Raw genomic sequence first — 22,233 nt, forward strand, 5'->3', positions numbered from 1 at the left:
GCTGATCAGCTTCTGAAAAAATAACTGGACTAAAAAATCAGCATTTTTTAGAATGCGCGCACAAATAAAATAAATTTATTAGAAAAATAAAGATGCTAAAAAATATTTATTCCTTAATTGAGAGCTTTGGCCTCAGTGTGCAAAAACGCGCGCTTCATATTCATTTTTCAAATGAAATCCTCAATACGCAAGTCTTTATTCAGCGCATTGAAGGCGAGCACCGGATTAATCAGGGCCTGCGCGCCGAGCTGATCTGCCTCTCCGCGAATGCGCAGATTCCGCTGAAGCAATTCATCGGCGGAAGGGCGGCGGTTGACCAAGTCACAGACTTGGGCCAGCTGTGCCGCATGACGGGGGTGATTACGGGGGCAAGTCAAGGGCAAAGCGACGGCGCGCTGACAGTCTATAAACTGGTTGTGGAAGATGCATCTGCGCTGTGGCACAAACGGCGTAACAGTCGTGTTTTTATGAATAAAAGCGTGCGCGGCATTACTGAGGTGCTGTTCAGCGAATGGCAGCAAAAAAGCGCGCTGTTCGCGTCCAGCCTGAGTTTGAATTTGAATGGGCTGAGCCGTGAATATGCGGTGCGGCCTTTTGTCATGCAGGCCAATGAAAGCGATTATGATTTTTTAACCCGACTTTGGCGCAGTGAAGGCATTAATTGGCTGATTGATGAAGCGGATTTGATTGTAGCGGCATCCGCTGTGCCGATGCAGGCGCAGCAATTGCGTTTAATTGACAGCAATCCAGATTTTGAGGTGCTGAACCGCGGCTCCATTCGCTTTCACCGCAGCCATGCGGCTGAGCGGCGGGATACAGTTACCAGTTTTACAGCGCAGCGCTATTTACAGTCGACCGCCATTCAAACTCAGCGCTGGCAGGCGCAGGCTTTAGCGCAGGATCAGTCAGCGCCTCTGCTGAGCAGCCATATGCACAGTGACCAGCAGGACAATGAAGCTTTAAGTTTAGAGCAGGTGTGGACCGTCAGTTCTGCGTGGACAGCAGATCTGAAGGGTGAAGATCAAGCCGAAGCATCCGGTTCAGGCCAGCTGGAGCAGCTCAATCAGCAGCTGAACCAATATCAGGCGCTGCAGTCTAAATCATTTACAGCGGTCAGCAGTGTGCGGGATGCCCACGTGGGGTATTGGTTTCAGCTGACTGATCATCCTGAAATCGATCAGCATGCAGATTCAGACCGTGAATTCCTGATTTTAGGCAAAGTTTTTTACAATCAAAATAATTTGCCTAAAGAAATCTTAATCCAGCTGGAACAGCTGCTTAGCGCCAGCCGCTGGCCAGTGCTGAACGATGAGCGTCAAGCCAATGAACTGTATGTGGTGCGGCGCAGCATTGCAGTCGTCCCGGAATATGATCCTCTGCGTCATCGGCCGCCGGCTTATCCGCAGCGCGCCAAAGTGGTGGGGCCTGAGGGCGAAAGCATTTATGTGGATGCTTGGGGGCGGATCAAAGTCCGTTTTACTTTCACCCGCAGTGACGATCATGGACATGATGGCGGTGCGGGCAGCAATGACAATGACACGGATTCTGCTTGGGTAGATGTGCTGACTCCTTGGGCAGGTGAAGGCTATGGTGCGCGTTTTCATCCGCGCATTGGTGAAATTGTGGTGATCGACTTTTTTGAAGGGGATGTAGACCGGCCTTTTGTGGTGGGGCGCATTCATGAAGCGGAACGCCATCAGACCATGTTTGATATGAAAGGCCTGCTGCCGGAGACCAAAAAGCTCAGCGGCATCCGCTCGCAGGAAGTGGGCGGCAGCGGGTTTAACCAGCTGCGTTTTGATGATACTTCAGGACAAATCAGCACACAGCTGCAAAGCAGTCATGCGGCGACACAATTGAATCTGGGTAATCTCAGCCATCCAAAAGATAAGGAACAAAGCAATGGGCGCGGTGAGGGGTTTGAGCTCAGGACAGATGCTTTTGGCGCCGTACGTGCCGGTAAAGGCATGCTGATCAGCACTTATGCGCAGGAAAATGCGATTGCAGATCATTTGGAAGCGGCGCAGGCGCAATCTTTACTGAATCAGGGACATGAGAGCATGAAAATGCTCAGCAGCATTGCGGTGAAGCAGAAAACGGATGCGCTGAATGTGATTGAACGATTGCCTAAGCTGATTCAATCCTTAGAAATCAAAAATACCTCACAAGCGGTCATGCAAACGCTGAATTTATTTAAAAATGATTTAAGCAATGATCCGCTAAATGCTTTAAAAAACTGCAAGGGCTTTATTCAGGATCTTGGTTCAATTACCCAAGATGCGAAAGGAACGTTGCAGCAATTTAAAGCCTATTTTGGTGATGCTGAAGACGCTTTTGATAATTTGAAGGAGATTATTCAAAATCTTGAAGATCATGGTTCTGAACAGCTGCAGGCGCGCATCGGTAATTTAAAAAGCCAGCTGAAAGATGACCCGCTGAAGGCATTGAAAGATGTGGGGGAAATTATTGAAGAGATAAAGATTAAACCGGAGGATTTAATGAAAGATGGCGGTTTTGGCAAGCCTGAAATTTTTACTCCGATCAAAGCTTTAGAGCATGTAAAAGGCTTTATGGAAAGCTATAGCCAAGACTTGGAAAATTCACCTGACCCGCAGCAGCAAGAGCAAGGCAGGTTATTTAGGCAGGCGCTGATGTTGCTGGCTTCGCCAAATGGCATTGCTTTGACCACGCCTGAAGATATTGTGCTGCAAGCTTCTCAGGACATTGCCCAAAGTGCGCAAGGCTCAATTAATCTAAGTGCGCAGAAAAATATTGTCAGTCATGCGCAGGATAAAATCAGCCTGTTTGCCGCGCAAAAGGGTTTTAGCGCTTATGCGGCCAAAGGTAAAGTGGAGTTGCAGGCGCAGGATGATGCGATAGAAGCCATCGCCCGTAAAGTCATTAAGCTGATGTCAACCGAAGATAAGATTGAAATTACCAGTCCAAAAGAGATTGTGCTGACAGCGGGTGGCTCACAGCTGAAAATTAATGGGGATGGCATATTTCCCACAACGGGGGGCAAGTTTGAGAGTAAGGCTGGGCAGCATAGTTTTGTGGCTGGGACAAAAGTGAGTTATGAGGTTCCACTGCTACCGAATACTTCGATTTATAGTAATAAATTAGATGTATATGATTTGTTTTGGCAGAGTGATTTTAGCCAAATCAGTTATAAGGCTTTGATCCCTGAAACGAATGCATTTATTAGTGGCAGTCTAGACGAACATGGCCGAACTGGAAAAATTTCAACTGTAGATCCTTGTTATGTTCAGATATTAGTAGGTGCCGATGATGAATGGGGGTTGAGTATAGAGGGTTATGATGAAGATGAGTTAATAGATCAAAATAATAATTAAGGAACAAAAATATGTCTAATAAAGCTTTAGTAACTGTGCAAATTTTAGATGCACTTGGCAATCCAATTCCTAAGATTCATTATCAAGTCAAAAATCAAAAAACAGATCAGCATGTTGTAAAAGGCATAACGAATTCAAAGGGCTGTTTTTATGAGATTCAAAGGGATAAAGGTACTGTTTTAGATGTATATGTGAAAGGTCTTTTTGATAATGGTTTAACGAAAGTAAAATCCTTTACAATATCTAAAGATCGAATGTTGGTTAAAGTGCTAAGCCCGAAGTTGCTTATCGACTTAAAAACTTTAGAAAATAATGGCAAACAAGGAGGATATACACGTAAGCCCCACATAGTTCAGAAAGGGGATACTTTAACTTCGATAGCACAACAGTATGATTCTACTGTTAGAGCATTAGAAAGTCTTAATACACTGAAAAATATAAATAAACTTAGTGTAGGTCAAGTTATTAAGCTACCATTTTATACACCAGCAACAGGCAATAATATCAGTCAGGATAGAAAGCCACAGCCACTTAAAAAACAGATAGAAAGTACTAAGTCTAAAAAAAATACACCAAAAAAAGATGATGAAAAAAAAGCTGGGCAATCGTTAGAGTCTAGTTTAGGTGATTATAAAAATAAGGCATTAGAGCAACTTAATGAATGGTATGAAGATGGAAAAAAAGCTTTATCTGAAGCAGTCAAAATAGAAATGAAAGAGGATCGCAGTAAAGATAGCGGAACTCCCAAATCTGATGTACTTAATCTATGTATGTCATCTCCTCAATGTATTACAAGTGGTCAAAGTGAATTAATACGAGAGATTAATATTCGCTTGGCTGGTTTTGGGGGGGCGCTGCCTACAGATAAATTTACTCCTCTTACTGAGGCATGTATCAAGCAGTTTCAAAGAGATTATATGGGTGCTCCTGAAACAGGAAAGATTTGCGGAGGCTTGCTTGTTAGTTTAGATAAATTTAGGGATGAGTACGGAATATCAAAATTTATGGAGGCTTTTAAATGTCCATGTGGAAAATGCAACGGCTTTGGAAAAGCAAGAAGTGGTACATTTACTTTTGAAAGTTTTCAAGAGAAGACTAAAAAATACACTAAAGTTCAAAAAACCTTAACAGAGCCTAAAGGTATGCATCGAAGCTTAATATGGGGTTTAAAGGCTATGGAATTTTATTTTAGTAAAAAAGAAAACGATAGAGGGTATAAAATTTCACGCATTTCCTCTGGTTATCGGTGCGTAGATAATAATTTAATAAATAGAAGAGCGACAGTTAATCATTTAGGAACAGCAATAGATATCGTAATAAGTGATAAATATAATAAGAAAATTGATAAAAATGAATTGGAAAGTCATGTTCGAAAAGAATGGTTTTGTAAGTATTTGAATGCAACCATGGGATGGGCACCAAATCAATTTGGTTTAGAAACGTTATCTCATGGAGCGGACAAATGGGTTCATTTAGACATTAGAGAGTTTGCAGATGAATTTAAAGCGGATAAGTTATTTTCTAGCAATAAAGATATATTGAATGGTGATTATTTGATTAATATTTCAAAAAAAAATACTGAATACAGTGGGGTTTTAGGGTGCGCTGGTTTAGTTGCTTTTCCAGCAAGCCCAGATTTGAATGATAGCTCATTGGAGGATTTAATTAAAAAATTAGGATCAGCTATTTCTCATGGAGAGGGAAATTATGAATCATACAATACTGGGACCATCAAGAAAAAAGTTATTCATTCATTTTTAAATCCAGCTAAGGGGACTATCACGGGAAAAACAGTTAATCAAATCATTCAAAGTTATAGCTTATCCCCAAATGAAACATCAAGAATGTTTGCGGTAGGAAAGTATCAAGTCACTCCTGATCCTATGAGAGAAGCAAAATTGAAACTTGGTCTAAGCGGCAATGAAAAGTTTGACGAAAGCCTGCAAGAGAAAATATTTAGGGAATATTTGATCCCTTCAAAACGTCCGAAATTAGGTGATTTTGTTTTAAAAGGGGTTGGCAATTCCAAAGATGCTCAATATGAAGCCGCTAAAGAGTGGGCTTCAATTGCAACACCTCAAGGTTACAAAGTTGGAAAAAGTTGTGGAGGTTATGTTTCTGACGGCAATAAATCTTATTATGAAAGTTCTGCTAACCATGCTAATAAAAATTCCACGAAAATGGTCAAAGCAATTCTAGAGAAAATCAGTCAATATCATCAGCAGAATAAAAAGTGAGGATCAAAATGAAAAAAAAGACGTATATTATATTGTTTTTAAGTGCCTTTTTTATAGTTGCATGTAATGCTAGAAATCCTGAAAGTACTTATATATCTAAAATTAAAGTTGAACCATGCGGTTTTGATTATGATATTGATAATTACTATTGTGCAATAGATAAAATTAAATTATATGAAAATAAAATAGGTGAAAATGTAAATTATAATAAAGAATATACAGTTATTAAAATTAATGATGGTAAATATATTCGTTTAGTAGTGCTTAATCAAAAAAATAAAATTGTATATCCATTAAACTATCAAATTGACAAGAATAATTCGAATGTTGAGCACTCTGCATCAAGCAATATTTTATGTGTGACAGGTAATATGTATGGTTATCGTAACACTTATATTAACTCAAAAATATGTTTTAAAATTGTAGATGGATATTTTGTAAAAAGTAGTATAAGCGAAAATTCCGAATTAGCTGGGAAAATTGATTTAAAAAAGGTCAAACTACCTAACTCTTCAGAATATTTTGCGCAATGTTTAAAAAAATCAACTCAAAAAAAGTGTGAAAAAATGGGGGATTTAGAAAATCATGTTTATATGATTGATAAAATTATTAAAGAATCTCAAGATATAGAAAAAAAATTTAAAAGTGAAAATATAGAAAATTTGAATTTAAGTGGGGTTAAAATTTTACCTGATTTTGGTAATAGGCATTATTTAATCGGTGAAAAATATGAAGATACAGAAAAAGGATCTTATTCAGATTATTATTTGATAAAAATAAAACCTAATGTTGAAGTTAAGTATCTTGGGGGGTTTTACTCTATTGATAAACAAGGTAATTTAACTTATAGGGATCATTTAGGTAATAATAAAAATATTAAATTAAATTAAATTAAATTAAATTAAAATTCATTTATTTTTTTAGTTTATTGTAGATGATTTGAATAAGTTATTATCTATTTCCTGTTGTTTATTTCAGGAAAATCTTATGGGAATTCATTGTGTAGCATCTATCATTATCGGGCAGAGAAAATTTTTCCTAAAAAATTGGAATTTAAAGATATCGGGCGGTTTTTTGATAAGAAAGCCGACTTTCATCGGCTTAAATCATTAACCTTCCAGCACTTCTTCCAACAACTCCTCACTTGGCGCAAAATAATATGCACAATCTATTGGACTTGCAAAATGAAGAAGCGTGTCATGAATGCCATCACCGCTGGTGCCGGACATGCGCAACAATATGCTATCGATAATGTTTAAATTATTGGTAAAAATGGTAAAAAATTAGCTGAAAAAGTTATTGGAAAGTACTCTCAGATTAAGGGTGTATCTAAGTCAAGGCCTGATCTAGGAGTACTTAAAAATAAATCAAAATTTAAACTTCTAATAGAGTTTGGGTTTATGACAATGCCATCTCATATGAAGATTTTAATAACAAGGCATAACAAAATTATTGGCGATATTTATTCAGCTTTATGTGAGTATATTAATGAGAATTTTTCCTATTTTAATCATGACTTTAGCTTCGGGCTTGAATGCTAAAAATTTACCTGAAAATTTTTATATGGAAGAAACATACAAGGAGTTTGTAAGGGAGGAGGCTGGTGATGTTTATTATATTGAAAAAAAGGTTAATAATAATTTAACTGCTGTTTTGGAGGAGTATACTAAAAACAATAAAATCTTGGGTAAATATGAGGCAGTCTTTATTAATCCTGTTGATGGAAATTTTTCATATAATAATTTTTATCAAATTAATAAAAATTACTCGTATAAAAATGGAAAAATATATTCAGTTAACTATGAAATTGGGAAGATGGAAACTTGCTTTGTTAAATGTGGTGATGAAACATACTATACTGAAGGAAAAGTAGTCAAAATAAATAAATATCCAGCATGTTTGAGTTTATTTGATATAGAAAAAAGAGTGCTAAAGTTTAGTGTTAAATATGTAAAAGATAACTGCTCTTAAAGGAGTATTTTAATTTTATCCAATATAGAAGCCGACTCTCGCCGGCTTCTCAATTTATCCTTCCAGCACTTCTTCCAACAACTCCTCACTCGGCGCAAAATAATATGCGCCATCCATTGGGCTTACAAAATGAAGAAGCCGGTCATGAATGCCATCACCGCTGGTGCCGAACATGCGCAATAACATGCTGTCGATAATGCTTAAATTATTGGTGTAGGCAATAAAGAACAAGCCTTGATCACCGCGGCCATCCCCATAAGGCAAAGAGTGGCGCAGAATCGCCAATTCTTCACCTTCACCATCTTCAACAATAGTACGCGACACATGCGAGTTTTCAGGCTGTTCAGCTTCACTTAATTCTATGGATTCCAGCTTAGTGCGGCCAATCACATGCTCCTGAGCATCAACCTTCAGCTTTTTCCACTTGTCTAGATTGTGGCAGTAACGCTGCGCGAAAATAAACGAACCATCTGCGAATATCCCTGCATCCTCACCCAGCAGCGCAGTCTCAGCCCGGTCATCTGGAAACTGAGGATTTTCAGTGCCGTCAATAAAGCCGGTTAAATCACGTCCATCAAAATTACGGAAGCAAACACGTTCATCCAGCACTTCAACTTTGTCCTGAATGCCGTCAAAAAAAGCTTGGCTCAGAGCAAAACAAATATCAGTGCGCTGCGCAGCAATATGAATGAATACATCGGCAGGCACGACGGGCATTTGAAAAGTGCCTGCGATCGGATCAAGCTGCTTAAAGCCCACAGGCGCTTGACTGTACAGCTGAGCCCAAAGCTCTGGTCCAAACGCCACAGCAGTTTTAATATCTGCTTTAGGATGCTGGGTGATTAAACGGTCACGCGCAGAAAATAAATCTTCCAGTTTTTCTTTTAATTCTTCAATGCTTAAATCTTTTAAACGTAAAACGATAAAACGGGCATGATCCGAAGGTAATGGCAAAATTACAGATTGGGCGGTCATTCATGGCTCCTAAAATATTTGTATTTTCTGCGTAGCTCTGACTATTGTGCCTGATCAGAATTGATGAGGGTAGCCCATGCGGTATTTTTAATCGGCAATTTTCACCGTTTAAATGCTGTAAATATCATATAATTAAACGGGTCTTCTTAATACATTCAATTCTATGTCCTTCCAAATTTGGCTGGCCTATATGCTGGCGTGCTGGGTCATCAGCATTTCTCCTGGCGCAGGCGCAATTGCCTCAATGTCGAGCGGCCTCAATTATGGCTTTAAACGCGGCTATTGGAATGCCTTAGGCTTGCAGATAGCCTTGCTGGTGCAAATCGGAGTTGTGGCTGCTGGAGCAGGGGTGCTTTTTGCCACTACGCCCATGGCATTTTTGGCCGTGAAATGGTTTGGTGTCGGATATTTGCTGTATCTGGCGTATTTGCAGTGGACTGCGCCAGCAACGGCTATTGAAATCCAGCAGAATTTGCCGGATAAATCGCGCAGTAAACTGATACTGAACGGTTTTCTGGTCAATATGAGCAACCCGAAGGCGATTGTATTTTTATTGGCAGTTTTACCGCAGTTTTTAGATTTGTCTAAACCACAGTGGATTCAATATGTCATCATGGCAGTGACCATGATCAGTATCGATTTAATCGTGATGGCAGGCTATACCGGATTGGCGGCCAAAGTGCTTCGTCTATTAAAGTCGCCTGAACAGCAAAAATATATGAACCGGACTTTTGCCGTGCTTTTTGCCTGCGCGGCCAGTTTGCTCAGTTTCGTGCATCAGTAACAAATTGAGCTAAGTTTTAGATTAAAAACATAATTTCTATAATAAAGCGCTAATCATTAAAAATATAAACAATATAAAAATATCGATAGGCATGTGGTGTTGATACGCCATCTTTTCTTTCGCGGCAAAGTGGATTATTTCTTGTGGCGGGCGGCGTATAGCTAGGATTGGCAAACCAAACCCTGAACTTAGATTTTATAAACTGAAAAATAGTTTTTAAAACAGCATAAAAAAACTGCGCTAGCGCAGTTTTTTTAATATTTAAATTTAAGCGATTTTTTTCACTTTCTGCATGGTAAAAATAACGGCAAATAGAATCGCCATGGTCAGTACAATGCTCAGGCCGGTCGATACATTCAGGCCAGCGCTGGACCATAAGCCTACGGTAATGCCGATTTGGGCAAAAATAAATGCCCAAATCACCATTTGTTTAGGTGAGTTCGCCATCAATCGAGCTGTTAAAGCAGGAATCACCAGCAAAGCGCCCATCAGCAAAGAGCCGACTGCACGCAATGCCAGAACTGTGAACAAGGCCAGTAGCAGCATAAAAATCAGGCGCTGCCATTTGGCGTTGACGCCTTCGCTGATCGCAATGTCTGGATCTATGGCAATTTGAATCTGCGCTTGCCAGCTTTTATATAGAACAGCCAAAGCCACCGCAATGACTGCCGCGAAGACGGGCAGGTCAGACCATGCAATCGTCAATAAATCGCCAAACAGGTAGCTGAGCAGTTCAGGGCGCAGCTCAGGCAAATGCTGAATCAGCAAAAGGCCAGAACAGAGCAAGGTGGCCGAGCAGAGCGCCAGCAGCGCATCATTCGGCAATCGGGGATCATGTAGAATCCATAAAATTCCCACCAGCATGACAGCCAAAAGGGTCACGCCCATCCATAACGGCAGACTGAGCGCTCCGGCTATAGCAACGCCCAGCAGTGTGCCATGCGCCATGGTATCGGCAAAAAAAGACATGCGGCGCCACAGCATCAGGCAGCCCAGCGGCGCAGTCAGAAAGACCAATAAGGTTCCCATAATCCATGCGGGCAACAGCAGTTGTAACCATTCCATCATGGCTTAAGCTTCCGGTTCGGGGTGGATGTGCGGGCGCGGATCGTGCTGGCAGGGTGTTGCAGAGTCCCCATGGCCGCAATGATCATGATGATGCTGATAGAACACGCGGTTGGTGCCGAAAATCGCCTGATATTCGGGATGCTGCTGGACATTTTCCGGCAAGCCGCTGCAGCAGATGTGCTTGTTCAGGCAAACCACGCGGTGTGTGCCTTGCATCACCCACTGTAAATCATGTGACACCATCAGCACGGCACAGCCGTATTTTTCAGGCAGGCTGCGCACATAGTCGTACAGTTCCGCTTCAGATTGAATATCCAAGCCTTGCATTGGCTCATCCAGCACCAGCACATTCGGCTGGCGTAAAAGGGCGCGGGCAATCAGCACGCGCTGGCGTTCGCCACCGGACAGCTGCTGCACTTTGGCATTCTGTAATTTTGCAATGCCGGTATCACGGATAATCTCTGCCTTTATAGAGGCTTTGCATTTTTCCAATGCCAGCAGATCCGACACTCTTAAGGGCATGCTGTGCGATGGGTTGAATTTTTGCGGAACATAGGAGAATTTTAAATTCTTTGCCGTGCTGATTTGTCCGGATTGCGGCTTTAGAATTCCCAGCAGCACTTTAATCAGGGTGGATTTGCCTGCGCCGTTCGGGCCGATCAGCGTGACAATTTCACGGTCATGCAGTGTGAAATCGACATGTTTCAAAATGTCGCGTTCATCAATGCGCACCAGAATGTTTTTGAGCTCAATCAGAGGGCTTGCGTTTAGTGTGTACGGCACTGCTGACAGATTCCTGAAATTTCAATAATGCTGTGATGTGCGGTGAAATGGTCAGACGCAGACAATTCATCGAGCTGCTGCAGCAGGCCTTGCGCAGAAGCTTCTTTCACCGTTTTGCATTCGGTGCAAATTAAAAAGGCGGCCTGATGCCCTTCACGCGGATGGCAGCAGGGGATATAGGCATTAATTGAGGTCAGGCGGTGAATCAGGCCTTTTTCCAATAAAAAGTCCAAGGTGCGGTACACCGTCGGCGGGGCAGCAGGGCGGTCAGAATCGCTTTTGATTTTTGCCAAAAGGTCGTATGCGCCCATCGGGCCTGCCGCATTTAAAATCAGCTCCAGCACTTCCTTGCGCAAAGGTGTGAGGCGCGCGCCTGAAGCCGAACACATGCTTTCAGCGTCTGCAAGCCGCTGCGCCACATTCGGGTGGTCGTGTACGCCATGCAATGCATTGTGATGTTCGTGCGAACAAGAGCTCATGATTAACCTCAAGTGCGAAACTATAAAAGAAAAAGACTTTAAATCTTAGCATGAAGCGAGGCAAGTTTCGATCAGGCATAGGTATTTTTGAGATTTTGTTATATTATAACACTATCCCATTCTTTAGTGATTTTCTTCATGTCCCGTATCTTGGCTTTCTGCGCTTTTGCTTTTTTCAGCTCGATCAGCTGGGCGCAAGGATTAGTGGTTTCTACACATCCCATTTATCTCATTGCGCAGGAAGTGACCAAGGGCGTCGAGCAGCCGACGTTATTATTGAAAAATCAATCAGGGCATGATGTCAGCCTGACCCCGATGCACCGCAAGATTGTACAGGATGCGAATTTAGTCATTTGGCTGGGCAAAGCGCATGAAGCGCCATTAGAAAAACTGCTGTCTGGCAGCAGCAAGAGCATTGCGCTGCTGGATTCGGGCATTTTATCTACCTTGCCGATGCGCAATCCGCGCGGGCAGGCGCTGCCGAATACCGTAGATACGCATGTATGGCTGGAACCGAACAATGCTGTGCGTATCGGCTTTTTTATTGCCGCCTTGCGTTCGCAGCAAATGCCGGCGCACCGCGAACAGTACTGGGCCAATGCCAGAGCCTTTGCGCACAACATGCTGACTGAGTCATACAAGGTCAGCAGCGCTGGCGCTGCGCAGCCTTACTGGTCTTATCATGATGCATATCAGTATCTGGAACGTCCATTGAATTTGAAGTTTGCTGGCGCCTTAACGGATGACCCGCATATTGCGCCGACTATCGCGCAAATTAAATACCTGCAGGACAGCCGTCCAAAAGCCAAAATGTGCCTGCTGGCAGAAGGGCAGGCCAGTAAAAATCAGTATCAAAAACTGAATCCCATCATTTTTCAGCATGTTGATGAAAGCATGAACGCTGAGACCAGTTTTATCCACGCGTGGAAAACTTTAGCCGAGCAAACCCGCAGCTGTGTGCTAAATGCTCGGAAATAATGCAAAAAATAATCAACAGCTGTTTAATTTGAAAGCAGTCCAAACATGCAAAAAAACAAGACTTAGGTCGGGAAATGATTGCATGTTCAGGGGTGTAACTCTATAATGCCTGCGATTAAAAATAATCATCAGCTAAACTTGTCAAGCATAATTGCTGTGAGTGTACAAAAATGAGCCGAACTAGTCGCTTGATTGATCGACGATTAGCGAAAGCTTTGATCATCTTGCAAGCATTAATGATTCCTGTTTCAGCCTTGATTGGATGGGTCTTAAAAGATTCTGTAGCAGCATGGAGTGCGGCCTTGGGTGCACTGGTATGCTGGCTGGCGAGCTGCTATTTTACATGGCAGTCGTTTCGGGCCTCTGGTGCCCGCGCCACCAAACAAGTGCTGTCCAACATGTATCGTGGCATGATGGGCAAGTTTGCAATTGTGATTGTTGGATTCATTTTAATTTTAAGCAATGTAAAGCCGCTGTCACCGGCTGCATTATTTTGCGGCTTTATCCTCGTTCAGGCCATGACGTGGGTCGCTCCATTTTGGGCGTCACGTCTGCAGAAACGGGTTTAAGCGCAGCTGAAATTGAAAAGTTTTTTCAGGAGCTGGCGAGATATCAAGCAGCACGCGATATTCGTGAGTTCCATTTAGTTTTTGACATTGACCAGGTGTGATTTATGGCTGCTGAAGAACATGCCCTTACTTCGACCGAGTATATCAAGCACCATTTGACCAATTTGACTTATGGCAAAATGCCAGACGGTTCATGGAAATTGGCTGAGACTGCTGATGAAGCTCAACAGATGGGGTTCACTGCTATTCATTTGGATTCAATGGGTTGGTCAATTACGCTTGGCGTGATTTTCTGCTTGCTGTTCTGGTGCGTGGCGAAAGCTGCAAACTCTGGTGTTCCAACCAAGTTCCAGTCTGCAATCGAAATGATCATCGAGTTTGTTGACTCAAGTGTCCGCGACACTTTCCATGGCAAATCACGCTTGATTGCTCCATTGGCATTAACCATCTTCGTGTGGATTTTCCTCATGAACGCAATGGACTTAATTCCAGTTGACTTTATTCCTTATACGGCTCAGCTGATTGGCGCGAACGTATTTGGCATGGATCCGCACCACGTTTACTTCAAGATTGTTCCTTCTACTGACCCTAACATTACTCTTGGTATGTCATTGTCTGTATTCGTGCTGATCTTGTTCTACAGTATCCGTGAAAAAGGCATCGGCGGTTTTGTCGGTGAGTTGGCGCTTAACCCATTTAACCCAAGTAACCCAGTTGCAAAAGCGTTGCTTATTCCAGTGAACTTAATTCTGGAATTGGTAACTTTCCTTGCACGTCCAGTTTCATTGGCTCTTCGACTATTCGGTAACATGTATGCTGGTGAGTTAATCTTCATCCTCATCGCGTTATTGCCGTTCTGGATCCAGTGGGCGTTATCTGTGCCTTGGGCTATTTTCCATATTCTTGTTATTACGCTGCAAGCATTCATTTTCATGATGTTGACTATCGTATACTTGAGCATGGCAAGCGAAAAGCATTAATGGTATTGCCTAACTGTCGATGGATGGTTAGGCGCATAATTTTTTTAATTTAACTTGGTATAAAACCTAACCTCTGAGGAATTATCATGGAACTCACTTTAGGTCTAGTTGCAATTGCATCTGCTATCTTGATCGCTTTTGGTGCTTTAGGTACTGCGATCGGTTTTGGTCTTCTAGGCGGCCGTTTTCTTGAAGCTGTTGCTCGTCAACCAGAATTGGCTCCACAACTTCAAACTCGTATGTTCTTAATCGCAGGTCTTTTAGATGCTGTGCCTATGATCGGTGTTGGTATTGGCTTGTTCTTCATCTTCGCTAATCCATTTGTAGGTTAATCAGCTTAATTCCTAAATTAAACTATTGAGGAATAGCAATGAATATTAACCTCACATTGATTGGTCAAGCGATCTCGTTTGCGATTTTCGTCGCATTCTGTATGAAGTTCGTATGGCCACCACTAATCAATGCGATTAGTGAGCGTCAGCGCAAAATCGCTGATGGCTTAAATGCAGCTGAAAAAGCTAAAGCTGATCTTGCCGATGCGCAAGCTCAAGTAAAAGCTGAATTAGATGCAGCTAAAGCGCAAGCGGCTCAATTGATCGAACAAGCGAACCGCCGCGGTGCACAATTGGTAGAAGAAGCGCGTACTCAAGCATCTGCTGAAGGTGAGCGCATCCGTCAACAGGCTAAAGAAGCTGTTGATACTGAAATCAATTCTGCCCGTGAAGAATTACGTCAACAAGTGGCTGCTTTGGCAGTGACTGGCGCTGAGAAAATTCTTAGCCAGCAAGTTGACGCAGAAGCTCACAATGCCATGCTGACTCAGCTGGCTGCTAAACTTTAAGAGAGGCGATTATGGCTGAACTCTTGACGTTGGCACGCCCATACGCTAAGGCAGCATTTGCTTATGCTTCTGAGCAAGGTGCAGTTGACTCTTGGTCAAATGCATTAGATTTGCTTAGTGCAGCAGTGCAAGATGAAGCATTTTCAGCTTACTTGAATCGCCCTGAGCTTACTCCTGCAGAGCAGGTAAGTGTTTTTGCCAAAGTTTTAGGTGAAGATCAGACTGCAGCGGTGTCAAACTTTTTGACATTGCTTGCCGAGAATGACCGTCTGGCGCTTTTACCTGAAATTGCAGAAGAATACGAGCAGCTCAAGTCACAGAATAACAATACTGTGGATGTTGTGATTGAATCAGCATTCCCATTGACTTCTGTACAGGAACAATTGCTGGCACAGGCGTTGGAAAAACGTTTTGAAGCAGCTGTAAATGTTTCTGTTGAAGTTAAGCCAGAGCTAATTGCTGGTGTGGTTATTCGTGCAGGCGACCAAGTGATAGATGATTCTGCGCTTAACAAGCTTGAAAAAATGCGGACACGTCTTCTTGCCTAATCGCATTGAAGACTGAACTTAAAAAAGATTGAGGTATAGCGCAATGCAACAACTGAATCCATCCGAGATCAGTGCGCTCATTAAACAGCGTATCGGCGATCTGGACACCAGCGCGACCGCTAAGAACGAAGGGACCATTGTTATGGTTTCCGACGGTATTGTGCGTATTCACGGCCTAGCTGATGCTATGTACGGTGAAATGATCGAATTCGACGGCGGCTTATTTGGTATGGCACTGAACCTAGAACAGGATTCAGTGGGCGTCGTTGTTTTAGGTAACTACTTAAGCCTTCAAGAAGGTCAAAAAGCGCGTTGCACAGGTCGTGTATTAGAAGTTCCGGTTGGTCCAGAACTTTTAGGCCGTGTAGTAGATGCTTTGGGTAACCCAATTGATGCTAAAGGCCCAATTGATGCTAAATTAACTGATGCTGTTGAAAAAGTAGCACCAGGCGTAATTTGGCGTCAATCAGTGGATGAACCTGTACAAACTGGTTATAAATCAGTAGATACAATGATCCCTGTAGGCCGTGGTCAACGTGAGTTGATCATTGGTGACCGTCAAACTGGTAAAACAGCAATGGCGATCGATGCGATCATCGCTCAGAAAAACTCTGGCATTAAATGTGTATACGTAGCTATTGGTCAAAAACAATCGACTATCGCTAACGTTGTACGCAAGCTGGAAGAAACTGGCGCTATGGCGTATACAACTGTTGTAGCAGCAGGCGCATCTGATCCAGCAGCAATGCTGTATTTGGCTCCTTACTCTGGCTGTACAATGGGCGAATACTTCCGTGACCGCGGTGAAGACGCGCTTATCATTTATGATGACTTGTCTAAGCAAGCTGTTGCGTATCGTCAAATTTCATTGCTTTTACGCCGTCCACCAGGTCGTGAAGCGTATCCAGGTGACGTGTTCTATCTACACTCGCGTCTACTTGAACGTGCTTCTCGCGTATCTGCTGACTACGTTGAAAAATTCACTAACGGTGAAGTTAAAGGCCAAACTGGTTCATTAACTGCATTGCCGATTATTGAAACTCAAGCGGGTGACGTATCTGCATTCGTACCGACTAACGTAATTTCGATTACTGATGGTCAGATCTTCCTAGAAACATCATTGTTCAACGCAGGTATCCGTCCTGCTGTGAACGCGGGTATCTCTGTATCCCGTGTTGGTGGTTCAGCTCAAACGAAGATCATCAAAAAATTGTCTGGTGGTATCCGTACCGCTTTGGCGCAATACCGTGAATTGGCAGCGTTCGCTCAGTTTGCTTCTGACCTTGATGAAGCAACACGCAAGCAATTAGAACACGGTCAACGCGTAACTGAATTAATGAAGCAAAAACAATATGCTCCATATTCAATCGCTGACCAAGCTGTTTCAATCTATGCATCTAACGAAGGCTACATGACTGACGTTGAAGTGAAGAAAATCGTAGACTTTGATGCTGCGCTTGTTTCTTACTTCCGTTCAGAAAATGCTGCGTTAATGCAAAAAATTGACGAGTCTGGTGCTTGGGATAAAGAAATCGAAGCATCATTCAAAGCAGGTATTGAAAGCTTTAAAGCGACTCAAACTTACTAAGTTTCAACTGGTTTGAAATTTAGTGTCGGTTTGGTTCACGGAATCAACCTTCGGAAGCTCGAAAGGGCTTTCGAATACTAGGTTAAGCGTATGGCAAATTTAAAAGAAATTCGCGCCAAAGTAGCTAGTATCAAAAGCACGCAGAAGATTACTCGAGCGATGCAGATGGTAGCAGCTTCTAAGATGCGTCGTGCGCAAGAGCGCATGGCTCAAGGCCGTCCGTATGCCGAAAATATGCACCGTGTAATTGCTCATTTGGTTCAAGCGAATCCTGAATACAAACACCGCTATATGGTTGAACGCCCTGTAAAACGCGTTGGCTATATCGTTGTTTCTTCAGATCGCGGCCTTGCTGGCGGTTTGAACATTAACTTGTTCAAAAAAGTGGTAAAACACGTTCAGCAGCAACAAGAGCAGTCAATTGAAGTTCAATTTGCTTTAATTGGTCAAAAAGCGGTTTCGTTTTTTAAAAACTACGGCGGTAAAGTACTGGGTGCGACTACAAACGTAGGCGATACTCCTGGTCTTGAACAGTTATCTGGTTCTGTACAGGTGATGTTGGACGCTTATGATAGAGGCGAGTTAGACCGCATTTATCTAGTGTCAAACGGCTTTGTCAATGCCATGACTCAAAATCAAAAAATCGAACAGCTTGTTCCTTTGGCTGCTGCTGAAGATGACAAGACTCTTAACCGTCAATACGGCTGGGATTACATCTACGAACCAGAAGCTGAAGAGCTTTTAAACGGTTTGTTGGTTCGCTATATCGAGTCTGTGGTATATCAAGGCGTGATTGAAAACATCGCATGTGAGCAGTCTGCACGTATGGTCGCTATGAAAGCAGCGACAGACAACGCAGGCGACATCATTAAGAGCCTACAACTTATTTATAACAAGCTGCGTCAAGCCGCGATTACTCAGGAAATTTCTGAGATCGTTGGCGGTGCCGCTGCCGTTTAACATTATTTTGAATTGAGGAGACAGCAATGAGTAGCGGTCGTATCATTCAGATCATCGGCGCGGTTATCGACGTCGAGTTTGAGCGCAACAGCGTTCCTAAGATCTATGACGCTCTACAGGTTGATGGCACTGAAACTACTTTAGAAGTTCAGCAACAACTTGGTGATGGCGTAGTTCGTACTATTGCAATGGGTTCTACTGAAGGCCTTAAGCGCGGTTTGAACGCAACGAATACTGGCGCGCCAATCTCTGTACCTGTAGGTACAGCTTGCTTAGGCCGCATCATGGACGTTCTTGGTCGCCCGATCGATGAAGCTGGTCCAGTTGCGACTGAAGCGCGTTTGCCGATTCACCGTCAAGCGCCTTCTTATGCAGAACAAGCAGCTTCTACTGACCTTTTAGAAACTGGTATTAAAGTCATCGACTTGCTTTGCCCGTTTGCGAAAGGCGGTAAAGTTGGCCTGTTCGGCGGTGCCGGTGTTGGTAAAACTGTAAACATGATGGAATTGATCAACAACATCGCGAAAGCTCACTCAGGTTTATCTGTGTTTGCTGGTGTTGGTGAGCGTACTCGTGAAGGTAATGACTTCTATCACGAAATGAAAGATTCTAACGTTCTAGACAAAGTAGCAATGGTCTACGGTCAGATGAACGAGCCACCGGGTAACCGTTTACGCGTAGCGTTGACTGGTTTGACCATGGCTGAATATTTCCGTGACGAGAAAGACGAAAACGGCAAAGGCCGTGACGTACTATTGTTCGTAGACAACATCTACCGTTATACACTTGCGGGTACTGAAGTATCAGCATTGTTAGGTCGTATGCCGTCTGCTGTAGGTTACCAGCCAACTCTTGCAGAAGAGATGGGTGTTCTACAAGAACGTATTACATCGACTAAGTCTGGTTCTATTACGTCAATCCAAGCGGTATACGTACCTGCCGATGACTTAACGGATCCATCGCCTGCTACTACATTTGCTCACTTAGACGCAACTGTAGTATTGAGCCGTGACATCGCATCTTCTGGTATTTATCCAGCGATCGATCCACTTGACTCAACTTCACGCCAATTAGATCCACTGGTTGTTGGTGCTGAGCATTACGAAATTGCCCGTTCAGTTCAAAACGTTCTTCAGCGTTATAAAGAATTGAAAGACATTATCGCAATCTTAGGTATGGACGAGCTTGCTGAAGAAGATAAATTGGTTGTTTACCGTGCGCGTAAAATCCAGCGTTTCTTCTCTCAACCGTTCCACGTAGCTGAAGTATTTACTGGCGCGCCTGGTAAATTAGTATCTCTTAAAGAAACGATTCGTGGCTTTAAAGGTCTTCTAGCTGGTGAATACGACCACATTCCAGAACAAGCGTTCTATATGGTTGGCGGTATTGACGAAGTGATTGCTAAAGCCGAGAAGCTTTAATTAGCAACTCTAATTTAGGAGATTCACATGTCGACTATGCAATGTGACGTTGTAAGTGTTAAAGAGTCTTTGTACTCAGGCACTGTGACAATGCTTATCGCAAAAGGTGCTGGCGGTGAATTGGGTATTATGCCTGGTCACGCTCCGTTAGTAACTTTACTTCAGCCGGGCGCAATCCGCGTTCTGCTGGAGAACGGTACAGAAGAGTTAATCTATGTATCTGGTGGTGTTCTGGAAGTTCAACCGCATGTTGTTACGATTCTTGCTGATACAGCAGTTCGTGCAGAAAACTTAGATGAAGCTGCAATTTTAGAAGCGCGTAAAAACGCTGAAGCTTTGCTTGCAAATCAAAAGAGCGATTTGGACACCGCAGCAGCGCTTGCCGTTTTGGCAGAAACTGTTGCTCAGCTGGAAACCATCCGCAAAATCAAAAACCGCGCTCAATAAGACGCAGTTTGAGATTGAAAAAACCGCCCGGAAGGGCGGTTTTTTTTATGTCTAAATGATGCTGTAAAGTGCAGAAAAATATCTAAAGTTGCATATGTTTTATTCACGGCTTGAATTAGTCTGAGTTAACTTTCAACTGAATAAATCGATATGAACCTCATCGCCTTTGAACCGCACTTTTGGGAATTGTATCGGGATGATGATCGGTATTATCTCAGTCTGGCCATTGATATGAGTTCGGTGGTCTCCTGCTGGGATTTTGCTTTATCGCAGGAAGAAATACAGGGCTATGAACACCGCGGCCATGCCAGCATTCATGAATTGGCAAAATCCTTGGTCGCTTTGGCCTATAAAGGCGATTTTTCACACATGGAGCGCAGAACTGTTAAGCCTTACGAACGGCAAGCGATGCAGTCAGCATTTAAAGCATGGCAGCAGCGCCAGAAAGCAGGTTAATCTGATGATTGGGTTAAAGAGAAAATTGAAAATTCACCCTTGCCAATGATTTTGACTGTAAAGATTTCATCAAAACCTTCATTTAAATTCGGAATTTCCAGCTTTTTATAGGTCGCCCGCACGCCGATCTCTGGAATAAGAGCTTTGCCTTCACGAAAACGGTTGCGCTTTAAGGTGCTGAGCAGATCGGTCTCAAAATAATACGCAATAATTTCAAAACCTGCATCCTTGGCGCGCTGTATATAACGTGCGCGATCTGCTCTGGTTGGATTGGTGTTATCAATGACCATCTTGGTTTTAGAGGATAAAGCTGCTTCGAAGATGATGTTTTCCCGATGCCGCGTTTTCAGCATGTCTAAATTAATGCGCAAGTGGCTGTGGTACAGATGCAGCAGATAAAAGCTCGATTTTCCAGAAGCTTGCGCTCCAGTAAAAATAATCAGCTGCATATTTGGTACCGTTTTTTAAGCAATCCGTTTAATCATACTGCATTTTTTTCGGGTTCTTCAGGATATTCTTCACGTTTGCCGCCATCATAGCTGGCGAAACGCGGCTGCTTGCGGTCAAAGACGGGTGCCGGATTCGACCAAGGCCATTCACCGAAACGGGTCGCGCGGTAACGGCGGAAAGCATCATCCAGCTCCTGTACGGTGTTCATGACAAAGGGTCCGCGCATGGCGACATCTTCGCCAATCGGTTCGCCTTCCATCCATAATATGCGCGCTTCTGAATAGCCGGCTTGCAGCCGAATGTCGGAGTCTGGCTTTAATTCAGCCAAATATTTGCGCTGAATTTGCTGATCTTCAATGCTTAAGGTGCTGCCTTGATAAAAATAGCCAAAGCGGTTGGAGCGGGCGGTGGTGGCCGGCACAGTCAGCGCAGCATGCGGCGGCAGGGTGATTAAATAAATATTGACGCGGTTTTCAGATGGGGCAGCCCATGAATTTGGCGGGCGGGAAATAGCAGCAGTATCTTTAAATTGGCCGGAAATAACCCGAACATCCGCAGTTAAGCCTGAATCATCGGTTTCATAAACATGCGGTATATCTTCGCGCCAAAACATTTTGTAATCTGGCGGCGCCTTTTTCTGTGCTGGGGATGAATTAAACCAGATTTGAAACAGCTCAAAAGGATTGGGCTGATGTTCATGCAGCAGCGGGAACATTTCGCAGTGCTCAACGCCGCTGCCGGTGCTGAGCCACTGTACATCGCCTGCGCCATAGCGTCCGCCATTGCCCAGTGAATCAAAATGATCCACCGTGCCTTGCTCGACCAAAGTAATCGTTTCGAAACCTGTGTGAGGGTGTTCGGGAAAGCCCGGAACGATATCGCCATAATACATGCTGAATTCTTTTTGCTCGGCGGGTGTATTGGGGCCAAGCTGGCTATTGCCTTCAGGAAAATGGTCAATATGGTGAGCTGTAAAGATAAATGGATCTTTTAAATCTAAACGGAATGTAATCGGGGTAAGCGAATAGATTGCAGGGTTGCTCACAGACAATACTCCTTAAATTTTCATTGCTTTTATTGGGGCATGATGCTGTTTAATTTAAGAACTTTTTTATAAGCGGTCTGTAGCTGAACTGTAAGATGCCCGCCGATAGATCGGCGGGCATCTGRATGTGTTTTTTAGCCCAGTATTTTGGACTGGCTGGGTTTWTGCCTGTCTGAACTGCTGCTTTTGRTCMGCATGCCCGCCCAATTTCCCCTTTTGGATTGGGTTGAAACCMTHTGBTBTTCAHATTWTTYKGACATTTTTTAGAGATTGCATAATCAAGAAAATTTGCACCAACCC

22 protein-coding genes and 1 pseudogene are annotated in these 22,233 nt (G+C 43.2%); 16 read left to right on the forward strand and 7 right to left on the reverse strand.

Translation table 11 applies throughout. From position 1 onward, the window contains the following. The first annotated feature begins 92 nt into the window (after positions 1-92). The 3 genes from AZH43_RS13450 to AZH43_RS18735 are packed head-to-tail and all read left to right on the forward strand — an operon-like array spanning position 93 to position 6,480. The gene (locus AZH43_RS13450; RefSeq protein WP_067670526.1) at positions 93-3,353 is read left to right on the forward strand and encodes a type VI secretion system Vgr family protein; all 3,261 of its coding nucleotides are present in this window, start codon (positions 93-95) and stop codon (positions 3,351-3,353) included. 11 nt (positions 3,354-3,364) lie between these two features. Next, positions 3,365-5,590 carry a LysM peptidoglycan-binding domain-containing protein gene (locus AZH43_RS13455; RefSeq protein ID WP_067670528.1) on the forward strand — a complete coding sequence of 742 codons (2,226 nt, stop codon included), beginning with the start codon at positions 3,365-3,367 and terminating at the stop codon, positions 5,588-5,590. An 8-nt stretch (positions 5,591-5,598) separates the two neighbouring features. After that, entirely contained in the window at positions 5,599-6,480 is an 882-nt protein-coding gene (locus AZH43_RS18735) for a hypothetical protein (protein ID WP_067670532.1), read from the forward strand. 219 nt (positions 6,481-6,699) lie between these two features. Here AZH43_RS18735 and AZH43_RS18195 read toward each other — a convergent pair. Next, positions 6,700-6,873 (reverse strand): annotated as a pseudogene (locus tag AZH43_RS18195) (Dyp-type peroxidase); the annotation flags it as partial. A gap of 205 nt (positions 6,874-7,078) precedes the next feature. Between AZH43_RS18195 and AZH43_RS13465 the strand changes: the two are divergent. Beyond that, entirely contained in the window at positions 7,079-7,561 is a 483-nt protein-coding gene (locus AZH43_RS13465; protein ID WP_067670533.1) for a hypothetical protein, read from the forward strand. A gap of 54 nt (positions 7,562-7,615) precedes the next feature. Here the strand turns inward: AZH43_RS13465 and AZH43_RS13470 are convergent, their stop codons facing one another. Continuing rightward, positions 7,616-8,536 carry a Dyp-type peroxidase gene (locus AZH43_RS13470; protein WP_067670535.1) on the reverse strand — a complete coding sequence of 307 codons (921 nt, stop codon included), beginning with the start codon at positions 8,534-8,536 and terminating at the stop codon, positions 7,616-7,618. 163 nt (positions 8,537-8,699) lie between these two features. On the opposite strand from AZH43_RS13470, the gene AZH43_RS13475 reads away from it, so the two are divergent. Continuing rightward, complete coding sequence (locus AZH43_RS13475; protein ID WP_067670537.1) at positions 8,700-9,320, forward strand: LysE family transporter; 621 nt, start codon at positions 8,700-8,702, stop codon at positions 9,318-9,320. 267 nt (positions 9,321-9,587) lie between these two features. Here the strand turns inward: AZH43_RS13475 and znuB are convergent, their stop codons facing one another. The 3 genes from znuB to AZH43_RS13490 are packed head-to-tail and all read right to left on the reverse strand — an operon-like array spanning position 9,588 to position 11,650. Further along, positions 9,588-10,388 (reverse strand): zinc ABC transporter permease subunit ZnuB, encoded by an 801-nt coding sequence (gene znuB, locus AZH43_RS13480; protein ID WP_067670540.1) that lies wholly within the window; start codon positions 10,386-10,388, stop codon positions 9,588-9,590. 3 nt (positions 10,389-10,391) lie between these two features. Continuing rightward, a complete protein-coding gene (gene znuC / locus AZH43_RS13485) occupies positions 10,392-11,171 on the reverse strand; it encodes a zinc ABC transporter ATP-binding protein ZnuC (RefSeq protein ID WP_106386943.1) in 780 nt (259 codons plus the stop codon). Continuing rightward, on the reverse strand, positions 11,156-11,650 hold the full coding sequence (locus AZH43_RS13490; protein WP_067670545.1) for a transcriptional repressor: 495 nt from the start codon (positions 11,648-11,650) through the stop codon (positions 11,156-11,158). Before AZH43_RS13490 ends, znuC begins: the two co-directional genes overlap by 16 nt. Before the next feature lie 138 nt (positions 11,651-11,788). On the opposite strand from AZH43_RS13490, the gene AZH43_RS13495 reads away from it, so the two are divergent. The 11 genes from AZH43_RS13495 to AZH43_RS13545 all read left to right on the forward strand — a co-directional run bounded on the left by AZH43_RS13495 (position 11,789) and on the right by AZH43_RS13545 (position 20,438). After that, positions 11,789-12,628, forward strand: a complete 840-nt coding sequence (locus AZH43_RS13495) for a metal ABC transporter solute-binding protein, Zn/Mn family (protein WP_067670547.1) — start codon at positions 11,789-11,791, stop codon at positions 12,626-12,628. A 170-nt stretch (positions 12,629-12,798) separates the two neighbouring features. Then, a complete protein-coding gene (locus tag AZH43_RS13500; RefSeq protein WP_067670549.1) occupies positions 12,799-13,197 on the forward strand; it encodes an ATP synthase subunit I in 399 nt (132 codons plus the stop codon). A gap of 104 nt (positions 13,198-13,301) precedes the next feature. After that, positions 13,302-14,177, forward strand: coding sequence for a F0F1 ATP synthase subunit A (gene atpB, locus AZH43_RS13505; protein ID WP_004649569.1), 876 nt, complete (start codon positions 13,302-13,304; stop codon positions 14,175-14,177). An 86-nt stretch (positions 14,178-14,263) separates the two neighbouring features. Beyond that, positions 14,264-14,509 carry a F0F1 ATP synthase subunit C gene (gene atpE, locus AZH43_RS13510; RefSeq protein ID WP_000424060.1) on the forward strand — a complete coding sequence of 82 codons (246 nt, stop codon included), beginning with the start codon at positions 14,264-14,266 and terminating at the stop codon, positions 14,507-14,509. A 38-nt stretch (positions 14,510-14,547) separates the two neighbouring features. After that, positions 14,548-15,018, forward strand: coding sequence for a F0F1 ATP synthase subunit B (locus AZH43_RS13515; RefSeq protein ID WP_067670551.1), 471 nt, complete (start codon positions 14,548-14,550; stop codon positions 15,016-15,018). A gap of 11 nt (positions 15,019-15,029) precedes the next feature. Continuing rightward, positions 15,030-15,566, forward strand: coding sequence for a F0F1 ATP synthase subunit delta (locus tag AZH43_RS13520; RefSeq protein WP_067670553.1), 537 nt, complete (start codon positions 15,030-15,032; stop codon positions 15,564-15,566). A gap of 43 nt (positions 15,567-15,609) precedes the next feature. Next, positions 15,610-17,154, forward strand: coding sequence for a F0F1 ATP synthase subunit alpha (atpA, locus tag AZH43_RS13525; RefSeq protein ID WP_067670555.1), 1,545 nt, complete (start codon positions 15,610-15,612; stop codon positions 17,152-17,154). Between the two features lie 90 nt (positions 17,155-17,244). After that, positions 17,245-18,114 (forward strand): F0F1 ATP synthase subunit gamma, encoded by an 870-nt coding sequence (gene atpG / locus AZH43_RS13530; protein ID WP_067670557.1) that lies wholly within the window; start codon positions 17,245-17,247, stop codon positions 18,112-18,114. A 26-nt stretch (positions 18,115-18,140) separates the two neighbouring features. Then, positions 18,141-19,535 (forward strand): F0F1 ATP synthase subunit beta, encoded by a 1,395-nt coding sequence (gene atpD, locus AZH43_RS13535; protein WP_067670559.1) that lies wholly within the window; start codon positions 18,141-18,143, stop codon positions 19,533-19,535. Between the two features lie 27 nt (positions 19,536-19,562). Further along, positions 19,563-19,982 (forward strand): F0F1 ATP synthase subunit epsilon, encoded by a 420-nt coding sequence (locus AZH43_RS13540; RefSeq protein ID WP_067670561.1) that lies wholly within the window; start codon positions 19,563-19,565, stop codon positions 19,980-19,982. 150 nt (positions 19,983-20,132) lie between these two features. Further along, positions 20,133-20,438, forward strand: coding sequence for a hypothetical protein (locus tag AZH43_RS13545; RefSeq protein WP_067670563.1), 306 nt, complete (start codon positions 20,133-20,135; stop codon positions 20,436-20,438). Here AZH43_RS13545 and AZH43_RS13550 read toward each other — a convergent pair. Beyond that, complete coding sequence (locus AZH43_RS13550; protein ID WP_067670564.1) at positions 20,435-20,887, reverse strand: AAA family ATPase; 453 nt, start codon at positions 20,885-20,887, stop codon at positions 20,435-20,437. The genes AZH43_RS13545 and AZH43_RS13550 overlap by 4 nt on opposite strands. A 32-nt stretch (positions 20,888-20,919) precedes the next feature. Beyond that, positions 20,920-21,933, reverse strand: a complete 1,014-nt coding sequence (locus AZH43_RS13555; protein ID WP_067670566.1) for a pirin family protein — start codon at positions 21,931-21,933, stop codon at positions 20,920-20,922. Positions 21,934-22,233 lie beyond the last annotated feature (300 nt).

It is taken from the genome of Acinetobacter pragensis, assembly GCF_001605895.1.
In the GTDB taxonomy this organism is placed as follows: domain Bacteria; phylum Pseudomonadota; class Gammaproteobacteria; order Pseudomonadales; family Moraxellaceae; genus Acinetobacter; species Acinetobacter pragensis.

Coding starts and splice junctions, on each gene's coding strand:
- AZH43_RS13450 (WP_067670526.1), top strand. CDS start 93: ATGCTAAAAAATATTTATTCCTTAATTGAGAGCTTTGGCCTCAGTGTG.
- AZH43_RS13455 (WP_067670528.1), top strand. CDS start 3,365: ATGTCTAATAAAGCTTTAGTAACTGTGCAAATTTTAGATGCACTTGGC.
- AZH43_RS18735 (WP_067670532.1), top strand. CDS start 5,599: ATGAAAAAAAAGACGTATATTATATTGTTTTTAAGTGCCTTTTTTATA.
- AZH43_RS13465 (WP_067670533.1), top strand. CDS start 7,079: ATGAGAATTTTTCCTATTTTAATCATGACTTTAGCTTCGGGCTTGAAT.
- AZH43_RS13470 (WP_067670535.1), bottom strand. CDS start 8,536: ATGACCGCCCAATCTGTAATTTTGCCATTACCTTCGGATCATGCCCGT.
- AZH43_RS13475 (WP_067670537.1), top strand. CDS start 8,700: ATGTCCTTCCAAATTTGGCTGGCCTATATGCTGGCGTGCTGGGTCATC.
- znuB (WP_067670540.1), bottom strand. CDS start 10,388: ATGATGGAATGGTTACAACTGCTGTTGCCCGCATGGATTATGGGAACC.
- AZH43_RS13490 (WP_067670545.1), bottom strand. CDS start 11,650: ATGAGCTCTTGTTCGCACGAACATCACAATGCATTGCATGGCGTACAC.
- AZH43_RS13495 (WP_067670547.1), top strand. CDS start 11,789: ATGTCCCGTATCTTGGCTTTCTGCGCTTTTGCTTTTTTCAGCTCGATC.
- AZH43_RS13500 (WP_067670549.1), top strand. CDS start 12,799: ATGAGCCGAACTAGTCGCTTGATTGATCGACGATTAGCGAAAGCTTTG.
- atpB (WP_004649569.1), top strand. CDS start 13,302: ATGGCTGCTGAAGAACATGCCCTTACTTCGACCGAGTATATCAAGCAC.
- atpE (WP_000424060.1), top strand. CDS start 14,264: ATGGAACTCACTTTAGGTCTAGTTGCAATTGCATCTGCTATCTTGATC.
- AZH43_RS13515 (WP_067670551.1), top strand. CDS start 14,548: ATGAATATTAACCTCACATTGATTGGTCAAGCGATCTCGTTTGCGATT.
- AZH43_RS13520 (WP_067670553.1), top strand. CDS start 15,030: ATGGCTGAACTCTTGACGTTGGCACGCCCATACGCTAAGGCAGCATTT.
- atpA (WP_067670555.1), top strand. CDS start 15,610: ATGCAACAACTGAATCCATCCGAGATCAGTGCGCTCATTAAACAGCGT.
- atpG (WP_067670557.1), top strand. CDS start 17,245: ATGGCAAATTTAAAAGAAATTCGCGCCAAAGTAGCTAGTATCAAAAGC.
- atpD (WP_067670559.1), top strand. CDS start 18,141: ATGAGTAGCGGTCGTATCATTCAGATCATCGGCGCGGTTATCGACGTC.
- AZH43_RS13540 (WP_067670561.1), top strand. CDS start 19,563: ATGTCGACTATGCAATGTGACGTTGTAAGTGTTAAAGAGTCTTTGTAC.
- AZH43_RS13545 (WP_067670563.1), top strand. CDS start 20,133: ATGAACCTCATCGCCTTTGAACCGCACTTTTGGGAATTGTATCGGGAT.
- AZH43_RS13550 (WP_067670564.1), bottom strand. CDS start 20,887: ATGCAGCTGATTATTTTTACTGGAGCGCAAGCTTCTGGAAAATCGAGC.